This window comes from Nitrobacter hamburgensis X14, assembly GCF_000013885.1.
Classification (GTDB): Bacteria; Pseudomonadota; Alphaproteobacteria; order Rhizobiales; family Xanthobacteraceae; genus Nitrobacter; species Nitrobacter hamburgensis.
The window spans coordinates 3,474,754-3,493,115 of sequence record NC_007964.1 but is presented as its reverse complement, the minus strand read 5'-3'; the positions used below and the strand labels follow the sequence as shown (position 1 = coordinate 3,493,115).

Below are 18,362 nucleotides of genomic sequence, written 5' to 3'. Positions count from 1 at the left end.
AGGCTGTTGAAAAATCGCTCTCGTCGTGAACATAACCGAATCTCACAGAGAACGAATTACGATTCAATCAAACCCTATCCCGCGCTAGTCCTCGAATCCGGCCGATCCGCGTCTTGCCTTGACGTCGGCGCGGCGCTTCTTGCTCTCGAGGCGGCGCTGTTTCGAGCCGAACGTTGGTTTCGTCGCGCGGCGTGGCGTCGGCCGGATCGCGGCCTCGCGCAGCAGTTCGATCAGGCGGTCGGTGGCGTCGGCGCGGTTGCGCTCCTGGGTGCGGAAGCGCTGGGCATGGATCACGATCACGCCGTCCTTGGTCAGGCGCTGACCGGCGAGCCGGGCCAGCCGCACCGCAACGTCAGGGGCGAGCGTCAGGCGGCGGGTGTCGAAGCGCAATTGCGCGGCGGTCGAGAGCTTGTTGACGTTCTGGCCGCCCGGTCCGGAGGCGCGAATGAAACTGATCTCGATGTCGTTTTCGTCGATCACGATATCGCGAGTGATCCGCACCATGCCACTCACCAGGCCTCGCCTGTCCGACGGCGGGAATGGCGGGAATCAGGCCAAGGCACCATAACCCGTTTGCGCGATCTTGCCTGCCCGCGCCGTCAGTGCGCGGCAGGTTGAGGCGCCGCCGGCTGGGTTGCCGCTGGTTGGGCCGCCGCTGGTTGCGCTGCCGCCTGTGGCGTGCGTCCAACGATCACGGTCAGAAGCCCCTGTCCCCACAGCCGCTTCGCGATCTGCCTGGCCTGGTCGAGGGTGACGGCATCGACAATGGAATTGCGTTTCTCGATGTAGTCGATGGGCAGATCGTCCGTCTGATACTGCAACAGGCCGGTGGCGAGCTTCGAGGAGGTGTCCAGCTCCAGCATCTGCGACCCCTTCAGGTAGGATTTGGCTTCGTCTAGCTCCTTCTGGGTCGGCCCGCTTTCGGCAAAGCGCCGGATTTCGCTGTTGATGGCGTCGATGCTCTCGCCGACGCGGTCGGCGCGGGTTCCGGTGGTGCCGGCAAACAGCGCCGAGTGATCCATCCACAACAGCGATTCCGAGACGGAATAGGCGAGGCCGCGCTTTTCGCGAACCTCCCGATAGAGCCGCGACGACAGCGAGCCGCCGCCGAGAATGTGGTTGTCGATGTAGGCCGCCATGAAATCCGGATCGTGACGCTTGATGCCGGGGCCGCCGAACATGACCACGGTTTGTGGCACGTCGAGCGGAACCAACGCGCGTTGCGGCGGCTTCGCGGCGACGACGTCGGCAACGGGTGTGAGGTCGCCCTTCGCGGGCAGGCCCCCAAAAGTCTGATCCAGCAGTTTTGCGAGAGCCGCCGGCTCGATGTCGCCCACGACCGCGATCTTCAGCTTGTCCCTCGCCAGCACGTGGCGCACGTAAGTCCTGAGGTCGTCGGTCTTGATCGTCGGGATGCTTTCGAGCGTACCGTGCGACGGGCGGCCGTAGGGATGATCGCCGAATGCGAGCTTGAGGAAATTGCGGCCGGCGAGTGCGTTGGGATTGGTCGAGTTACGACGCAGCCCCGACATGATCTGCGAACGGATGCGCTCGACGTCGCTGCTGTCGAAGCGCGGCGCAGTCAGGGCGAGCCGCAGCAGGCCGAACGCTTCGTCGCTGTGCTCCTTGAGCATCCGCAGCGAGCCGCGGAGCCGGTCGCGTTGGATCGTAAAGCTCAGCTCGATGGCGCGGCGGTCGAGCCGTTCATGGAAGGTCCTGGAGTCGAGATCGGCGGCGCCTTCGTCGAGCAGGCTCGCGACCATGTAGCCGACGCCCGGCTTGTCGGCCGGGTCCTGTGCCGCGCCGCCCGCAAACGCATATTCCATCGCCACCAGCGGAACGGTCGCATCCTGAACGAACCAAGCCTCGATCCCTCCCGGCGTCACCAGATGCTGGATTTTTGTCGCCGCGAACGACGGATTCGCGACGAGGGAGGTCAATGCGAAGCATAAGGCGGCGAGCAGGCGGCGCGCCGCGCCGGTCCGGGTGCATCTCACGACCGCTTCTCCTCAGGCTTCGGCGTGGTGTCCTTGATCAGGTATCCCGTGACCGACCGCGTCTTGACCAGCCACTTTTGCGCGGCCTCGCGAACCTGCGCGGCGGTCACTGCGCGGATGCGGTCCGGCCAGCTTCTGATCTCGTCGACGCTCAATCCGACCGTCATGCCCGCGCCGTACCAGCGCGCCAGCGTCGTCTGGCTATCCTGGGCGTAGATCGCCTGCGCGATCAACTGCGTCTTCACGCGCTCGAGGTCTTCCGCGGGGATCGGGTTTTTGGCGAGATTTGCGATCACGGCGTCGATGGCCTGCTCGATCTCGGGGAAACCGACGCCCGGCTTCGGCGCCACCGCGATCGAAAACTGGCTCGGATCGACCGCGGTGCCTTGATAGGTTGCGTTGGTGCTGACGGCGAGCGGCTTGTCGACGACCAGCACGCGATAGAGATAGGCGTTGCTGCCGTCGCCCATCAATTGCGCAAGCACATCCAGCGCGGCGCTTTCGCCGGCGGCGGCAGTGGTTGCGGAGGGGACGAGATAATAGCGCCGCAGCATCGGCTGCTCGACGCGAGCGTCCGCGAGCGTGACCGTCCGCGACGCGACCGGCAGCGGTTCCTGCGGACGGATGCGGGTGGCCGGAATGGCGGGCTGCGGCGGCACCTGGCCGAAGGTCTTTTCGATCTCGGGGCGAATTGTTTGCGCGTCGACGTCGCCTGCGATCACCAGCGTTGCATTGTTCGGCGCATAAAACCGTTTGTAGAAGGCAAGCGCGTCCTCGCGGGTGAGCTTCTCGATCTCATGGTGCCAGCCGATCACCGGGCGGCCATAGGGATGGTTGAGATACAGCGCGGCCATGATCTGTTCGGTCAGCCGCGCGTCGGGATTGTTGGCGACGCGCATGTTGTATTCCTCGAGCACCACGTCGCGCTCGGGCAGCACGTTTTCGTCCTTCAGCACCAGGCCGGTCATGCGGTCGGCCTCGAACGCCATCATCGTCGCGAGTTGATCGCGCGGTACGCGCTGGTAGTAGCCGGTGTAGTCGAAGTTGGTGAAGGCATTCTCCTCGCCGCCGACACGCAGCACGGTCTGGGAAAACTCGCCGGCCGGATGCTTGGCGGTGCCCTTGAACATCAGATGCTCAAGGAAATGCGCGAGCCCGGATTTGCCGGGCGTTTCGTCCGCCGAGCCGACCTTGTACCAGATCATCTGCGTGACCACCGGCGTCCGGTGATCGGGAATGATCACGACCGCGAGGCCGTTGGCCAGGGTAAACGTGGCGGGAGGCTGAGAGGTGACGGTCTGCGCCTCAGCTTCGGGGAAGGCAAACAGGAGCGCAAGGCACAGGGCCAGCGCCGCGAGGGCGCGGACGGTCAATCGTCGCACTGCCGTCATGGCGTGCACCGGCGGCAATTTGTCTTTAGTCGTCACGGGTTGCCGCCAGTCCTTTGCTAGAGTGTTTTCGAGCGAAGGGTCGCGTGGTCCGATGGCCGCCGCGACCGTTAGTTAGTACGCTCTTTACCGCTGTTGATATCGATATAGGTGTTGCCGAGGGCTTCCTTCGGTCCGGTGCCATAAGCGAAGTTCGGTGACGGGGTCTGATAGCCCGCCGGCGGCTGCGTCAGTGTTTCCCGTTCCGGTTCACCCGTGAACGGTGCGGTCTGGGTCTTGTTGCCGCCGAACAGATTGCCAAGCTTGCCGGTGAAGCCGAGTTGCGAGGGGCTGAGCGACGGATTCTCGTTCTGCGGTTTGCCCGGCTCTTCCGTCTCGGCCCGTCGTGAGGTGGTGCCGGAACCGTGCACCGCGAGCTTGCTCGGCAAAATCGAGCGGCCGTTTTCTTCAGATGTCAGTTTCCTTTGCTTGCGGGCGGCGACCGCTTCCTTGTGGCGCTGAACGTCGGGGTCATTCGGCCAGTTCGGGTCCCTGGCCGCGGTCGAGCCCGGCGGCGGCAACTCGATCTTGGGCGGAATCACCAGCGGCGACCGCTCGCGATACTCGATGCCTTTGCTTTCCATGTTGGTGCCGCCGATGCCGCTCATGAGGTTGTGGATGATTTTCTCCTCGAAGGTGGAGCTATCATCGTCGTCCTGGGCGCGGGCCACGCCGGACGACAGTACGACGGCGATGCCCGCGGCAACCGCGGCGAGGAGAACGCCGCGCGGCAGCATTCCCGAAGCCTTGAGCACATCCCAACCGTTCCGTCCGGTCTTGCGCATCGCGTTCATCCTGTTCATTTTTTCGAAGGATCGCGGCCGGAAGACGCCGGCATTCCGAGCAGCCCCCTATCGGCCGGGATCAGGGCGCTTTTGCGGCGGGTGTCCTGAGGAAGGAATCATACAACAGGGCTATCACCCCGGCAACGATCGCCACATCGGCAAGGTTGAACACGTACCAGCTATAGGTTTTTCCCGCGAGTGGGACGTGAAACAGGACGAAATCCACCACCGCGCCATAGGCGAAGCGGTCGATGGCGTTGCCGATGGCGCCGCCGATGATGAGGCCGAGGCCAATTGTCGCGAGGCGGGTCTGCGAGCGCGCCATCCAGATTGCCAGCAGGACTACCGCGCCGGCCTTGATCGCGAGCAGGATCGTGGCGCCGACCGGGCTGTCGGTCTGGAACCAGCCGTAGCTGATGCCGGTGTTCCAGGCCAGCACCAGGTCGAAGAACGGCGTAACCCTGACGGCGCCGCGATGGCCGATGTCGAACACGAACAATAGCCAGAGCTTGGACGCCTGGTCGGCAATCAGCGCCGCGACCGCTGCGACGATGCCGGAGCGCAGGGGGGTCACACGGTCACTCCCAGCGCCTTCCACTCCCGCAGCGCCTGCGCGTCGCGCGGCGACACGTCGGGATACTCCTTGTCGTCGCCGACGGTCGGCAGGATCTTCCACGATCGGGCGCACTTGGTGCCCGCGGCTTTCTCGACCACCACGGCCACGCCGGGGACGTTCGGCAAACGGAACGCGTCGGCCGGCGCGTCGCCCTCGCGAACCTCGTAGTTCGAGGTGATGCAGACCTCGGCAAGATCGACGTCGAACAACGTTGCGAGCATCGCGCGGTCGGCGACATAGACGATCGGCGAGGCTTCGAGCGAGGAGCCGATCCGCTTGGCGGCGCGCTCGCGTTCCAGCGCGCCGGTGACGACGCTGCGCACGGCGCGGATGGTCTCCCACTTCGCGGCCAAAGCATCGTCCCGAAATATTTCGATACTCTCCGGAAACAGCGTCAGATGCACCGACGGTTCCGCATCCGGCCGATATTGCCGCCATGCTTCTTCGGTGGTGAATGAAAGCACCGGCGCCAGCCATTTCAGGATCGCGTCGCACAGCAAATCGATAATGGTGAGCGCGGCTTTCCTTGCCGCGGACGACGGCGGATCGCAATACAGCGTGTCTTTCCGGATATCGAAATAGAACGCCGAGAGTTCCGTGTTCATGAAGGCCGCGAGACTGGCGACCACGGTCTTGTAATCGAAATCCGCGTAGGCCTTGCGCACCACCGCGCTCTGCACGGCCAACTGATGCAGCATCAGCCGTTCCAGTTCGGGCACGTCGCTGAACGTGACCTCGTCGTCGCGCTTGAAGTGATGCAGCGTGCCGAGCATCCAGCGGATAGTGTTGCGCAGCTTGCGATAGGTCTCGACGGTGTTCTTGAGGATTTCCGGACCAATGCGCTGGTCGTCGGCATAGTCCGTCGCGCAGACCCACAGTCGCAGGATGTCGGCGCCGGACTGCGCGATCACCTTCTGCGGCTCAACCGTGTTGCCCAATGACTTGGACATCTTGCGGCCGTTCTCGTCGAGCGTGAAGCCGTGGGTCAGCACCACATCATAGGGCGCGCGGCCGCGGGTGCCGCAGCTCTCCAGCAGCGAGGAGTGAAACCAGCCGCGATGCTGGTCGCTTCCTTCCAGATACATCACGGTATCCTTGCCGCCATCGACCTTGCGTTTGATGCCCGCAAGACCGGGGAAGTGCACGGGATCTTCCAGCACGAAGGCGTGGGTGGAGCCGGAGTCGAACCAGACGTCGAGGATGTCGTCGACCTTGCTCCAGTCCTCGCCGGCACGCGGCCCAAGAAAACGCTCGCGCGCGCCCTCGGTGTACCAGGCATCGGCGCCTTCCGTCTCGAAGGCGTCGGTGATCCGTTTGTTGACGGCGGCGTCGATCAGGATTTCGGCGGAGCCGTCGCCCTTTTCGCGCACGAACACGGCGATCGGCACGCCCCAGGCACGCTGGCGCGAGATCACCCAGTCGGGCCGTCCGGTGATCATGCCGGTGATGCGCCTCTCGCCGGCCGGCGGCACCCATTGGGTGACGGAGATCGCCTGCAGCGCGCGGGCGCGGAGGGTGTCGCCGCTCTTGGCCTGACCGCGGCCGGCGATGTCCTTATCCATCGCGATGAACCACTGCGGCGTGTTGCGGAAGATCACCGGCTTCTTCGAGCGCCACGAATGCGGATACTGATGCTTGAGCCGTCCGCGCGCGAGCAACATGCCGCGTTCGATCAGCGCCTTGATGACGGCCTCGTTGGCGTCGCCCTTGTTGCCCTTGTCGTCGATGACGCGCTTGCCCTCGAAGCCGGGGGCCTGCGCGGTCAGCGCGCCGTTCTCGTCGACGGTGTAAGGGATCGCGCTCGAGACGCCACGCGTTTCGAGATCACGCGCGTTGTGAGTCCAGATGTCGAAGTCCTCGCGTCCGTGGCCGGGCGCGGTGTGAACGAAGCCGGTGCCGGTGTCGTCGGTGACGTGGTCGCCATCCAGGAGGGGGACGGTGAATTCATATCCGCCGGACAGGCCTTTCAGCGGATGCGCGCACTCGATTGCATCCATGGTGTCGGCCGGAACATCGCGGACCTTCTCGTAAGCCGCGACCCGCGCCTGCTTGAACACCTCAGCGGCGAGATTGTCCGCAAGGATCAGCAGATCGCCGGTTTTGGCCCAGTTGTCGGCCGGCGCATCGGTGACCTTGTAAAGACCATAGGCGATCCTGTTCGAGAAGCTGATGGCGCGATTGCCCGGCAGCGTCCACGGCGTGGTGGTCCAGATCACCACGCTCGCCTGCGCCAGCGCGCCGTGTGCCGGCGAGGTCACCGGAAATTTCACCCACACCGTATCGCTGGTGTGGTCCTCATACTCGACCTCGGCCTCCGCCAGCGCGGTCTTCTCCACCACACTCCACATCACCGGCTTTGAGCCGCGATAGAGCGTGCCGTTGGCGGCGAACTTCATCAGTTCGCGCGCGATTTGCGCCTCGGCCGGATAGGTCATGGTGGCGTAGGGATGGTCCCAGTCGCCGATAATGCCGAGGCGCTTGAACTCCTCACGCTGCACGTTGAGCCACTTCTCGGCATAGGCGCGGCACTCCTTGCGGAACGCCACCATCGCCGCGGAATCCTTGAAGTTCGGCTTTGCCTTGCCCTTGGAGCGGTAGTTCTCTTCCTCGATCTTCCATTCGATCGGTAGGCCGTGGCAGTCCCAGCCCGGCACGTAGTTTGAATCGTGACCCAGCATTTGCTGGCTCCTGGTCACCACGTCCTTCAGGATCTTGTTGAGCGCGTGGCCGATATGGATGCTGCCGTTGGCGTACGGCGGGCCGTCGTGCAGCACGAACTTTGGCCGCCCCTTCGCGCGCTTGCGGAGTTGTCCGTAGAGATCGATGTCGTTCCAGCGCGCCAGAATCTCCGGCTCGCGCTGCGGCAGTCCGGCGCGCATCGGAAAGTCCGTCTGCGGCAGGTAGAGGGTCTTGGCGTAATCGGGGGCGTCGGACTTCTGGGGCTTGTTGGTCATGGCGGGGTGAATAGCGTGTTTTGACGGGAAGGGGAAACCCGGTCTTGGGGTCTTTCCCTTTCCCCGCAAGCGGGGAGAGGTGAAGACGTCACTCGATCACCCCTAGATTCGGGAATGCGTCGGGCGCGGCTGCGAGTTGGGTTCGGGCGCGGGCGCTGTCGTCGTCCATCTGACGAATGAGCGCGTCAATGCTGTCGAATTTCAGCTCGTCGCGAATGAAGCCGATGAAGGCCACGTCCAGTACTGTTCCGTAAAGGTCGCCCTTGAAGTCGAACAGGAAGACTTCGAGCAGCGGCGCGCCGTTGTCGAAGGTCGGACGGCGGCCAAAGCTCGCAACGCCGTCGAAGCGCCGGTGATCCTTTCCCTGGCCGAGGCCGACCCGCACCGCATAGATGCCGTGCTTGAGGCCGCAATCCTTGTCGAGGCGGATATTGGCGGTGGGATAGCCGAGGTGGCGGCCGCGCTTCTCGCCGTGAATCACCTCGCCGGTCACGAACCACGGTCCGCCGAGCATGGCGGTGGCGTCCGCGATCTGGCCCTCCGCCAGCGCCATGCGGATAGCGCTGGAGGAGACCGGGCGCTCGTCGATATCGACAGGGGGCCGCACATCGACCTCGATGCCGAGCCGCGTCGCCTCGCTCAACAGCAGGCTCGGCGAGCCGACGCGACCCTTGCCGAAATGGAAATCGTAGCCGACGGCGATGCCGCTGACGTCGAGCCGGGCGATCAGATCATGGTGAATGAAATCCTGCGCCGTGGTTCCGGCGCGGGCAGTGTCGAAGGTCATGACCACGGCACCGGCGAGGCCGGCGCCGGCCAAAAGCCGCAACTTGCTGGTTTCGTCGGTCAGGCGGAATTGTGGGGTGTTCGGGCTGAAGAACTTTCGCGGGTGCGGCTCGAAGGTGACCGCGAAAGCCGGCTTGCCGCGGGAGCGGGACATCGCGAGCGCGGCTTCGATCACCGCGCGGTGACCGAGGTGAACGCCGTCAAAATTGCCCATCGCCACCACCGACCCCTTGGGGATCGCGGCGGCGGGGGTGGTGTCGCGGATGATGGTAAACCGGGGGGGCATCACGGTTTCGTTGATGAGTGGGGGCCCGATTGAAGTCAAGCGCGGCCTGTCGAGGCGTTGTGTGGCGCAGGACGTCGGCGCCTGTTCCCGGGTTAACGCGCTGTTTAACGGCTGGTGCTATTCGTCAAGGCAGACCCGAGAGGCGAGCGACCGGCGGAATGCCGGTGTTTGCTTCGAGGATGGCCCGCTCCGGCGGGCTTTTGGCCGATTTTCGGCACACATAGAATGTGGCGTGCAGGGGGCTCAAGATGGCGGTTGATTTGTCGATGTCGGTTCTGGTCGTGGACGACTACAACACCATGATCCGCATCATCCGGAATCTTCTCAAGCAGCTTGGGTTCGAGAACATCGACGATGCCAGCGACGGTTCGGCGGCGCTGAACAAGATGCGCACCAAAAAATACGGTCTGGTGATCTCCGACTGGAACATGGAGCCGATGACGGGCTACGACCTGCTCAAGGAAGTCCGCGCCGATCCCAATCTGGCGATGACGCGGTTCATCATGATTACGGCGGAGTCCAAGACCGAGAACGTCATCGCCGCCAAGAAGGCCGGGGTGAACAACTACATCGTCAAGCCGTTCAACGCGGCGACGCTGAAGACCAAGATCGAAGCGGTGTTTCCGGACAACGTCCCGGCGTAAACGGCGCCTCTCTTCGCCTCGCCCCGCAAGCGCGGGGGGTGGAAAACACGCCCGTATTCACCACTTCAGTTCGCGCATCAGCGCCCGCGGCGGACGGCCGAACAGTTCCTTGACCGAGGCCGGATCGAGCTGGTCGATGCCGGCGAATTCCTCGGAATGGATGCCGCGCGTCAAAAACAGCAGGTCGATGCCGAAGGCGTGGGCGCCCATGAGGTCGGTGCGCACGGAATCGCCGATGGCCAGCACCCGGTTCAGTGGCGTGTCCTTGCCGCGCTGCTCCCGCGCCAGCGCCATGGCGCGTACGTAGATCGGCCGGTGCGGCTTGCCGTAGAAGATCACCTCGCCGCCGAGTTCTCGATAAAGTTCGGCGATGGCGCCGGCGCAATAGAGCAGTCGGTCGCCACTTTCGACCACGATATCGGGATTGGCGCAGATCAGCGGCAGCTTGCGCTCGCGCGCCTGCATCATCATGGCGCGATAGTCCTCGGCGGTCTCGGTCTCGTCGTCGAACGGACCGGTGCAGATGATGTAATCAGCACGCTCGATCGGCGCGAACACCGGATCAAGGCCGCTGTGGATCGAACTGTCGCGCTCGGGCCCGAGCCAGTAAACCGCCTTGGAGGGATGCGCGGCGACGTAGCTGCGCGCCAGGTCGCCGGATGACGCGATGCCGTCATAGGTGTCGTCGGGAACACCGAACTTGCGCAGTTGCCGCTGCACGGCGTCGGCCGGGCGCGGGGCGTTGGTGATGAGGATGACGGTGCCGCCCCGGCTGCGGAACGTTTTCAGCGCGGCGCAGGCCTCGGGAAACGACACGAGGCCGTTGTGGACGACGCCCCAGATGTCGCTGAGCACGACATCCCTCCCGGTCGCGAGGTCGTGCAGATGCTCTATGAAACGAAGGGCCGTCATTGCGGTCGGATGCTTTCAGACCACGCCGCCGGCGCGGCGCGTCAGGGCAGCGTTACCGGTCATGCGGGGCGGACGTTCGGGTTTGATTGCGCCAGCCTTCATCATGCCGGTTCCGGTTGCATCGGTCCAGCCGGGTCCGGCCGTGCCATTAGCGACGGGCTTTGCCTTGTCGACTGTGTCTTCTGCCGCATCCTGACGCAGCGGCCGCGGCGCGGCGAACAGAAAGCCCTGGCCGAAGCGGACGTCGTAGTCGAGCAGATCGACCACCGCCCGTTCGTCTTCGATCCTTTCCACGATCAGGTCGATGCCGAAGCGTGCGAGCAGATCGGAGATGTCGGCCGGATGGATATCGGAGGTCGAGGTCTGCTTCTGGTCCAGCAGGAGCGAGGCGGGCATTTTGATGAAGCGGACGCCGCGATCGGCCAGTTCGCGCGGCTCGATCCGCAAATCCTTGACGTGATCGATGGAGAATCGGTAACCGCGCTGCGCCAGCGCGGCGAGGTGCTCGCTCTCCGTCGTGCCGAGAGTGCGCAGCGTACTGTGCTTGAATTCGAGGATCAGCGAGGGCGCCAGCGCATGATTGGCTTCGAGAAAATCGAGGTACTGCGCGAACGTCGCGGGATTACTGAGCGTCGCCGCGGCGACGTTGCAGAACACGCCGACCTCCTTGTTGCGCACCTGAAGCCGCCGCAGCACCTGCACGCAGCGGAAAATGGCCATATTGTCGATGCGCCCCATGAGACCGGCGGCTTCGGCAGCGGGAATGAAATCGCCGGCCGCCAGGATTTCGCCGCGGGCATCGCGCAGCCGCGTCACGGCTTCGTAGTAACGCACCTTGCGCTGCGGCAGCGTGACGATCGGCTGCAGGAAGATATCGACGCTGTTGGCCTCGATGGCGCTCTTGATCGTTGTCAGGGTCTGCGCGTCGTTGCCGGCCGGCGCAGCAATAGGCCGGGCGGCGGGAGGCGCGGGTGCGGCCCGTGCCGGCGCGTGAGCCGGCTTTGTGTCCGGGACAGGTTCGGCCATGGGCGCCGCGGCGGCCGACGGCAACAACGCCAGCATGTCGTCATGGGCGGCAACCGTGGCGGCTAGTTGCTTGACCAGCCCGCCGAGTTCGTTGATTTCGCCAAGTGCCGATTGAAGTCCCGATTGAGTGCGGTCCGACGCAGCGGAATTCGCCGCGGCGATCTTGCTTTCGGCCGCCGCGAGGCGGCGTCCGAATTCGGTGACCTGGCGGGCGAGGTCGGCGATGCCGCGCGACAGATCGGCGATCTGTCCATTGACGTCGCCGCGCACGCGCATCCGCATCGACACCGCGTTGTAGAGAACGAGGCAGGTCAGGGTGGCCAGCGCCACGATGGCGGCTTCCGACGCGCGCAGGCCCGTCAGCGAATAGAGCACGAGGCCGAGCGAGCCGGAGACCAGCACCATGCAGACGGCAACGAAAATCGTGGAAATACGGATCATCTGGCGTGAACGTTCCCGGCGCGGAGCGATCTTCCGGTCCCTCACACTATCATTATCGCTGATTCGGCGGGCAGGTCTTCTGGAGGTTGTCCGCCGAAATCGGACCGGTGGTTCAGGCGACGGCGCGAATCACCCTGGCGACCTTGTCGATGATCTCGCCGACCTGATCCTCGCCGACGATCAGCGGCGGGGTCAGCGCCAGCGTGTCGCCGGCGATGCGCATCATCACGTCGTGGTCATGGAACCCGCTTCTCAGCGCGGCAAAGCCACGGTCGCCGGGCCCGTTTTCGTTGGGTGCGAGGTCGATGCCCGCCGTGATCCCGACGGTGCGGATATCCACCACATTAGGCTCGTTGCGCAGGCTCATCACCGCATCGGCGAATTTCGGCTCCAGGTTTTTGGCGCGCTCGAACAGCTTTTCGTCGCGGTAGATATCGAGGGTGGCGAGGCCCGCGGCGCAGGCCAGCGGGTGCGCCGAATAGGTATAGCCGTGGAACAGCTCCACGGCATTCGCCGGACCGGTCATGAAGGCGTCGTGGATGGTGTCGCGCACCAGCACACCGCCCATCGGGGCCGCGCCGTTGGTCACGCCTTTTGCGAAGGTGATCATGTCGGGCAGCACGCCGTAGCGCTCGGCGGCGAACGCGTAACCGAGGCGGCCGAAGCCGGTGATGACCTCGTCGAAAATCAAGAGAATGCCGTGCTTCTGGGTGATCTCGCGCAGCCGCTTGAGATAACCTTTCGGCGTGGGCAGCACGCCGGTCGATCCGGCCATCGGCTCCACGATCACGGCGGCGATGGTGTTGGCGCCGTGCAGGTTGACGAGACGCTCCAGCTCATCGGCGAGTTCGGCGCCCCATTCCGGCTCGCCCTTGCTGAACGCCTGCTTGTCGCGGTTGTAGGTGGATTGCAGATGGTCGACGCCGGTGAGCAGCGTGCCGAACATCTTGCGGTTGCTGACGATGCCGCCGACCGAGGTGCCGCCGAAGCCGACGCCGTGATAGCCGCGCTCGCGGCCGATCAGGCGGATGCGGTCGCCGTGGCCGTTGATCTGGTGATAGGCCAGCGCGATCTTCAGCGCGGTGTCCGCGGCTTCCGATCCCGAATTGCAGAAGAACACATGATCGAGCCCCTTCGGCGCAAGCTCGGCGATGCGGCTCGCCAGTTCAAAGGCCTGCGGAATGCCGAACTGGAACGGTGGCGCGAAGTCCAGCGTCTCGGCCTGTCTGGCGATCGCGCTCGCGATCTGGTCGCGGCCGTGGCCGGCGTTGCAGCACCACATGCCGGCGGCGCCGTCTATGACCTTGCGGCCGTCGGTGGTGAAATAGTGCATGTCCTTGGCGCCGGCGAGCAGCCGCGGTGCGCTCTTGAAGGCGCGGTTGGCGGTGAACGGCATCCAGAACGCGGCGAGATCGTTCGGCACGTTGAGGGCGGGGCTCTTGTCTAACATCGGTGGTCCCTCATTATTTATTTTTAGGCGCGCCGCAGGTTCGGGCGTCCGCTTAAGGAGCTTGCAGAGAAAATGAAGCGAACTTCTGAACCACCACACTAGAACCTTTTGCACGTCTGCGGAATGCGGTTTGCACCGCTATTGCGTCTACATCCGTGGTTTGGACGGATTGTGTTGGAAGCACGGGTCGCGCACGGCGCCAGCAGTTCCGCAAGTGCAAGCCGGAGATACTGCCGTTTTTCGTGCATTGGATTCATATACACTTAATGGTTGTATGGCTCAGTAAGCCACATGACAGGTTCCGCGCCACGTCCGTTTTTTCTTGATCTTCGGCTCTTTGCGCGCTGCGGCCGCGGCGCATCCGCGGTCGAGTTCGCGATGTTGCTGCCGCTGTTTCTGGTGCTGGTGTTCGGCATCGTCGTGTTCGGCGCCTACCTCACCATGGTCCACAGCGTGCAGCAACTCGCCGCGGAAGCGGCGCGCTCCTCGGTCGCCGGCCTGAGCGAGACCGAGCGCGTCAGCATTGCCGAAAATTATGTCACGGCGAACGCCGGGTCATATCCGCTGTTGCAGCCCAGCCATCTCACGGTGAGCGCGGCGACGTCGGGCAGCGACGTCTTCGTCGTCACCGTCAACTACGACGCCTCGGACAGCTTCATCTACACGTTGCCGTTCGTGCCGGCGCCGACCTCTACCATCGCGCGCTCGGCGGCGATCCCGTTCGGCGGCTTTTGAGGGAGGTTTGCTGTGCGAAACCTGCTTCGGCGCTTCATCTCGGATACGCGCGGCAATTTCGTGATCATGGGGGCCGGGTCCATGGTGCTCTTACTCGGCTGCGCCGCGCTCGGTGTCGATGTCGGCTCGATCTATGCTGACCGCCGCAAAGTCGCAGAGCGCCGCCGACCTCGCGGCCATCGTGGCCGCCGGCAACATCAGTAACGCCACCGGCGCGGCCGCCGCCACCGTGACGGCCAACGGCTATCCGGCGAGCGCGCTGGTTTCGGTCGAACCCGGCACCTACACCGCAAACGCCGCGCTAGCGCCGCAGGCGCGCTTCGTGACGCCTGCGGTTGGCTCTGCCAATGCCGCGCGGGTGACGCTGCACACCGAGACACCACTCTATTTCGCGCGCATGTTCACCGGGGGTCGCAGTCACTTCGACATCACCACCAGGGCCACGGCGGCGAGCACCGCGATCGCCTCATTCGCGATCGGCTCGCGGCTCGTCGCGCTCAACGGCGGTCTTGTCAATGAGATCCTCGGCCGCATGTTGGGGACGACATTGTCGTTGTCGGCGATGGACTATCAGGCGCTGATCGACGCGCATATCGATGCCTTTGATTTCCTCAACGCGCTAGCGACGCGGCTTGACCTGACCGGCGTCACCTACGACTCCGTGTTGTCGGGCAACGTGAAGGTCGCCGACATCGTGGCGGCAATGTTGAGCGCGCAGCAAGCGGCGAACGGCCTGAACGCCGCGACGGCGGCGCTGTCACGCGTCTCGCAGGCGCTTGCGGGGGTGACCACCAAGATCACGCCGGGAGCGCTGATCGACCTCGGCCCCTACAAGTCGATGACGACGGGCTCGAAGCCGAAAACCGGCGTCAGCGTCTCGGCCCTCGATCTGCTCTCGGCAACCGGCGCGATCGCCAACGGCACCAACCAGATCGCGGCCTCCGCTAATCTCGGGCTGCCCGGTATCGCCAGCGTCGCCGTCATGGCGACGATCGGCGAGCATCCGCAAGGGACAAGCTGGGTGACGGTCGGGACTGAAGGAGCGAGCGTGCACACCGCGCAGACCCGCGTACTGCTGGCGATCACGCTGCTCGGCAGCGGCACTGTGTCGGCGGTCAATCTTCCGCTCTATGTCGAGGTGGCCTCGGGCACCGCGACGCTGAATGCCGTGAGTTGCGGCCGTCCCGACGTCAGTACGTCCAGCGTCACGCTCGGCGTGACGCCGGGCATCGTCGATGCCTGGATCGGCAACGTTTCGGCGACTGAGATGACCAACTTCACCAGCAAGCCCGATCCGGGGGCGGCGACGCTGGTCAATCTCGGCGCGGTTACCGTGACCGGCCGCGCCCATGCCGGAATGGGCAACACCGCGCCGACCTCGGTCTCTTTCAGCTATGCCGATATCGCCGCGCAGACCAAGAAGACCGTGACGACGACCAACTTCACCTCATCGCTGACCGCGAGCCTGCTCGGCGATCTCTCGCTCAAGGTGAAGGTGGGGCCGCTCGGCTTGCCGATCCCCGGCCTTGGGCCGGTCGTCACCGGAATCATCGGCGGCGCCACCGCCTCGATCGATCAGGTGCTGGCGCAGGTTTTGGCGGCGCTCGGTATCGGCATCGGGCAGGCGGATGTCTGGGTTTCGGGCGTCCGCTGCGACGGCGCGGTGCTGGTGAACTAAAGGCAGACCAGAGGGCGTGGCTTCGTCTCCCTCACTCGAGTTTTGTCGTCATGGCCGGGCTTGACCCGGCCATCCATCCGCTTCGCAAGACTCTCGGAAGATTGATGGATACGCGGGTCGAGCCCGCGTATGACGGCAAACCAACTTGCCCGCCTGCACCGCGGCTGGTAACCCGGCTGTAAGTCGATACTGACTTACAACCGAGCGCCATGTCCGACAAAAAAGCGAAGAAGCCGCAAAAACTCCGCGCCCGCCTGCCGCGCGGGTTGGAGGATCGCGGTCCCGCCGCCATCGCCGCCACGCGGCGGATGGTCGAGAAAATCCGCGAAGTTTACGAACGTTATGGGTTCGAGCCGGTGGAAACACCCGCGATGGAATACACCGACGCGCTCGGCAAATTCCTGCCCGATCAGGACCGGCCGAACGAGGGCGTGTTCTCGTTCCAGGACGACGACGAGCAGTGGATTTCGTTGCGCTACGATCTCACCGCGCCGCTGGCGCGCTATGTCGCGGAAAATTTCCAGAACCTCGCGCTGCCCTATCGCAGCTATCGCGCGGGCTACGTGTTCCGCAACGAGAAGCCGGGGCCCGGACGTTTTCGCCAGTTCATGCAGTTCGATGCCGATACGGTCGGCAGCGCCTCGCCCGCCGCCGACGCCGAGATGTGCATGATGGCCGCCGACACCATGGAGGCGCTGGGCATTCCACGCGGGCAGTATGTGGTGAAGGTCAACAATCGGAAAGTTTTTGATGGAATGAAGGTCGAGCTTGGCATCACGGATGATGCACGTTGGCTCACGATTCTGCGTGCGATGGACAAGTTAGATCGACTAGGCGTGGAGGGAGTGGACGCACTCCTCGGGACAGGGCGAAAAGATGAAACCGGAGATTTTACAGTAGGAGCGAACCTTAGTCGTTCTCAAGCGAATACCATTTTTAGCTACGTGATGTCGGAGCCTGTTCAGATACTAAGGGAGCAATATGAGCGCTTAGGACAAGACGGTTTTGTAACCTTCGCCACTCGCGAGGTCCATCGGCGTCTACAGGATTTACAAGCCCTAGATGTGCTCATGTACGAATTCGGTCGTAACCCAATCTCCAAGCAGGGAATTGACGAGTTGCGAGCGATAACAGAGATTGTGCGTAGCGCAGGTTACAATGAAGACCGGATAAAGATCGACACGTCAGTTATCCGCGGTCTCGAATACTACACCGGTCCTGTCTACGAAGTTGAATTGCTGCTGGAGACCAAGGACGAGAAGGGCCGCCCGGTTCGGTTCGGTTCGGTCGGCGGCGGTGGACGCTATGACGGTCTCGTCTCGCGGTTTCGCGGCGAGCCGGTGCCGGCGACGGGTTTCTCCCTCGGCGTGTCGCGGTTGCAGGCCGCGCTGACCATGCTTGGCAAGCTGGACACCAAGCCGCAGCCGGGTCCGGTGGTCGTCACCGTGTTCGGCGGCGAGATCGCGGGCTACCAGAAAATGGTCGCGGACCTGCGCAACGCCGGTATTCGTGCGGAATTGTATCTCGGCAATCCCAAACACTCGCTCGGCCAGCAGATGAAATACGCCGACAAGCGCCATTCGCCGTGCGCGATCATCCAAGGCTCGGACGAAAAGGCCAGCGGCAAGGTGCAGATCAAGGACCTGATCGCGGGCGCCGGGCTGACGTCGATCGAGGACCGCACTGAGTATCTGAAGAAGCAGGCCGAGGCGCAGATCGAGGTCAGCGAGGGCGATCTTGTCGCGGCGGTGCAGAAATTGCTCGCGCGTCATGGTGTGAGGTGGGGATAACACGACACCCGCCCGCCGTCTTCCCCGCGAAAGCGGGGAACCAGTATGCCGGAAAGCTGGTGATCAGCCGTGACGGTGCGGGTTACTGGATCATCCGCCTTCGCGGATGATGACCGAGGGTTCAAATACGAAGTGCGACGGGGAGACCGCCATGACTGAGGTCAAGATCAATCTCGCCCCGTAAGAACGGGGAGAGTTGAACCAATCGCGTCACTTCGGCACCATCGCCTTGAATTTTTCGAGGTCGCGCATGTTCATCTTGAAGCCGCCGGGCATCACCACATCGCCGGGCTTCTGACCCTCCTTGCAGGGGCCGGTCCATTTCGCCGCCATGGTTATCTTGCTGTCGCGGGTTCCGAGCTTGCCGCCCTCGCTGCGCGCGGTGATCGTCACCGTGTAGGCGGAGTCGAAATCGCCTGAGGTCTCGGCGTGCGATGTCACGGTCGCGCCGGCCATGGTGCAGACCGAATCCATGACGTAGCCGGCTGCGGTTTTCCGGAGGTCGGTCTTCGAGCAGTTCTGTTTGGCGGACGGGACGAATTCCGAAGTGAACTCGCGATCCACCGCCTGGCTGGTGCATTGCTGGACCGTCACCGCCGGCATTCTGGCGCCCTCGTGGTCCATCGTGATGTCCCACAGTCCGGCCTTGCGCAGCGGAAATTGCACCTTCGCCAATGCCGGCGCGGCGCACAGCAAGACCAGCGGCAGGAGAATCGAGAGGCGAAGAGGCCGTCGCATCGCAGGCTCCGTCGGTGGGATCAAGTAGTCCGGTTCTGACATTCGCATCTCGCTTGCCGGGTTCGCCGCAAAATGGATAGCGGATGTCAAATTCACG

At 64.0% G+C, this 18,362-nt stretch carries 15 protein-coding genes; 4 read left to right on the top strand and 11 right to left on the bottom strand.

Going from position 1 to position 18,362, the window contains the following annotated elements; translation table 11 throughout:
* Positions 1-84: 84 nt before the first annotated feature.
* The 7 genes from arfB to NHAM_RS16210 all read right to left on the bottom strand — a co-directional run bounded on the left by arfB (position 85) and on the right by NHAM_RS16210 (position 8,851).
* Positions 85-504 (bottom strand): alternative ribosome rescue aminoacyl-tRNA hydrolase ArfB, encoded by a 420-nt coding sequence (gene arfB / locus NHAM_RS16240; RefSeq protein ID WP_011511559.1) that lies wholly within the window; start codon positions 502-504, stop codon positions 85-87.
* Positions 505-599: 95 nt separating this feature from the next.
* A complete protein-coding gene (locus NHAM_RS16235) occupies positions 600-1,997 on the bottom strand; it encodes a M16 family metallopeptidase (protein WP_011511558.1) in 1,398 nt (465 codons plus the stop codon).
* Positions 1,994-3,388, bottom strand: coding sequence for a M16 family metallopeptidase (locus NHAM_RS16230; protein WP_011511557.1), 1,395 nt, complete (start codon positions 3,386-3,388; stop codon positions 1,994-1,996). The genes NHAM_RS16235 and NHAM_RS16230 overlap by 4 nt, the downstream gene beginning before the upstream one ends.
* Positions 3,389-3,495: 107 nt before the next feature.
* Positions 3,496-4,209 (bottom strand): hypothetical protein, encoded by a 714-nt coding sequence (locus NHAM_RS16225; protein ID WP_011511556.1) that lies wholly within the window; start codon positions 4,207-4,209, stop codon positions 3,496-3,498.
* A gap of 79 nt (positions 4,210-4,288) precedes the next feature.
* Positions 4,289-4,783: a signal peptidase II gene (lspA, locus tag NHAM_RS16220; RefSeq protein WP_011511555.1), complete on the bottom strand. Its 495-nt coding sequence runs from the start codon at positions 4,781-4,783 to the stop codon at positions 4,289-4,291.
* Complete coding sequence (gene ileS, locus NHAM_RS16215) at positions 4,780-7,779, bottom strand: isoleucine--tRNA ligase (RefSeq protein WP_011511554.1); 3,000 nt, start codon at positions 7,777-7,779, stop codon at positions 4,780-4,782. The genes lspA and ileS overlap by 4 nt, the downstream gene beginning before the upstream one ends.
* An 88-nt stretch (positions 7,780-7,867) precedes the next feature.
* Positions 7,868-8,851, bottom strand: a complete 984-nt coding sequence (locus NHAM_RS16210; RefSeq protein ID WP_011511553.1) for a bifunctional riboflavin kinase/FAD synthetase — start codon at positions 8,849-8,851, stop codon at positions 7,868-7,870.
* 248 nt (positions 8,852-9,099) lie between these two features.
* Here NHAM_RS16210 and NHAM_RS16205 point away from each other — a divergent pair, with 248 nt between their 5' ends.
* Complete coding sequence (locus NHAM_RS16205; protein WP_011511552.1) at positions 9,100-9,495, top strand: response regulator; 396 nt, start codon at positions 9,100-9,102, stop codon at positions 9,493-9,495.
* A gap of 57 nt (positions 9,496-9,552) precedes the next feature.
* On the opposite strand, the gene NHAM_RS16200 is transcribed toward NHAM_RS16205, so the two are convergent.
* The 3 genes from NHAM_RS16200 to NHAM_RS16190 form a co-directional block, all read right to left on the bottom strand.
* Positions 9,553-10,407, bottom strand: a complete 855-nt coding sequence (locus NHAM_RS16200; RefSeq protein ID WP_011511551.1) for a TIGR01459 family HAD-type hydrolase — start codon at positions 10,405-10,407, stop codon at positions 9,553-9,555.
* A gap of 15 nt (positions 10,408-10,422) precedes the next feature.
* Complete coding sequence (locus tag NHAM_RS16195) at positions 10,423-11,874, bottom strand: EAL domain-containing protein (protein ID WP_011511550.1); 1,452 nt, start codon at positions 11,872-11,874, stop codon at positions 10,423-10,425.
* A gap of 112 nt (positions 11,875-11,986) precedes the next feature.
* Complete coding sequence (locus NHAM_RS16190) at positions 11,987-13,324, bottom strand: aspartate aminotransferase family protein (RefSeq protein WP_011511549.1); 1,338 nt, start codon at positions 13,322-13,324, stop codon at positions 11,987-11,989.
* A 291-nt stretch (positions 13,325-13,615) separates the two neighbouring features.
* Between NHAM_RS16190 and NHAM_RS16185 the strand changes: the two genes are divergently transcribed.
* The 3 genes from NHAM_RS16185 to hisS all read left to right on the top strand — a co-directional run bounded on the left by NHAM_RS16185 (position 13,616) and on the right by hisS (position 17,527).
* Positions 13,616-14,059: a TadE/TadG family type IV pilus assembly protein gene (locus tag NHAM_RS16185; RefSeq protein WP_011511548.1), complete on the top strand. Its 444-nt coding sequence runs from the start codon at positions 13,616-13,618 to the stop codon at positions 14,057-14,059.
* A gap of 133 nt (positions 14,060-14,192) precedes the next feature.
* Entirely contained in the window at positions 14,193-15,737 is a 1,545-nt protein-coding gene (locus NHAM_RS16180) for a TadG family pilus assembly protein (protein WP_347336415.1), read from the top strand.
* Between the two features lie 209 nt (positions 15,738-15,946).
* Complete coding sequence (gene hisS, locus NHAM_RS16175) at positions 15,947-17,527, top strand: histidine--tRNA ligase (RefSeq protein WP_011511547.1); 1,581 nt, start codon at positions 15,947-15,949, stop codon at positions 17,525-17,527.
* Positions 17,528-17,737: 210 nt separating this feature from the next.
* Here hisS and NHAM_RS16170 read toward each other — a convergent pair whose 3' ends face one another.
* Positions 17,738-18,265 carry a DUF3617 domain-containing protein gene (locus NHAM_RS16170; protein ID WP_011511546.1) on the bottom strand — a complete coding sequence of 176 codons (528 nt, stop codon included), beginning with the start codon at positions 18,263-18,265 and terminating at the stop codon, positions 17,738-17,740.
* Positions 18,266-18,362: the final 97 nt, after the last annotated feature.

Excerpts from the sequence above, each read along its gene's own strand:
- arfB (WP_011511559.1), bottom strand. The coding sequence starts at position 504 with ATGGTGCGGATCACTCGCGATATCGTGATCGACGAAAACGACATCGAG.
- NHAM_RS16230 (WP_011511557.1), bottom strand. The coding sequence starts at position 3,388 with ATGACGGCAGTGCGACGATTGACCGTCCGCGCCCTCGCGGCGCTGGCC.
- NHAM_RS16225 (WP_011511556.1), bottom strand. The coding sequence starts at position 4,209 with ATGCGCAAGACCGGACGGAACGGTTGGGATGTGCTCAAGGCTTCGGGA.
- ileS (WP_011511554.1), bottom strand. The coding sequence starts at position 7,779 with ATGACCAACAAGCCCCAGAAGTCCGACGCCCCCGATTACGCCAAGACC.
- NHAM_RS16210 (WP_011511553.1), bottom strand. The coding sequence starts at position 8,851 with ATGCCCCCCCGGTTTACCATCATCCGCGACACCACCCCCGCCGCCGCG.
- NHAM_RS16205 (WP_011511552.1), top strand. The coding sequence starts at position 9,100 with ATGGCGGTTGATTTGTCGATGTCGGTTCTGGTCGTGGACGACTACAAC.
- NHAM_RS16200 (WP_011511551.1), bottom strand. The coding sequence starts at position 10,407 with ATGACGGCCCTTCGTTTCATAGAGCATCTGCACGACCTCGCGACCGGG.
- NHAM_RS16195 (WP_011511550.1), bottom strand. The coding sequence starts at position 11,874 with ATGATCCGTATTTCCACGATTTTCGTTGCCGTCTGCATGGTGCTGGTC.
- NHAM_RS16190 (WP_011511549.1), bottom strand. The coding sequence starts at position 13,324 with ATGTTAGACAAGAGCCCCGCCCTCAACGTGCCGAACGATCTCGCCGCG.
- NHAM_RS16185 (WP_011511548.1), top strand. The coding sequence starts at position 13,616 with ATGACAGGTTCCGCGCCACGTCCGTTTTTTCTTGATCTTCGGCTCTTT.
- NHAM_RS16180 (WP_347336415.1), top strand. The coding sequence starts at position 14,193 with ATGCTGACCGCCGCAAAGTCGCAGAGCGCCGCCGACCTCGCGGCCATC.
- hisS (WP_011511547.1), top strand. The coding sequence starts at position 15,947 with ATGTCCGACAAAAAAGCGAAGAAGCCGCAAAAACTCCGCGCCCGCCTG.
- NHAM_RS16170 (WP_011511546.1), bottom strand. The coding sequence starts at position 18,265 with ATGCGACGGCCTCTTCGCCTCTCGATTCTCCTGCCGCTGGTCTTGCTG.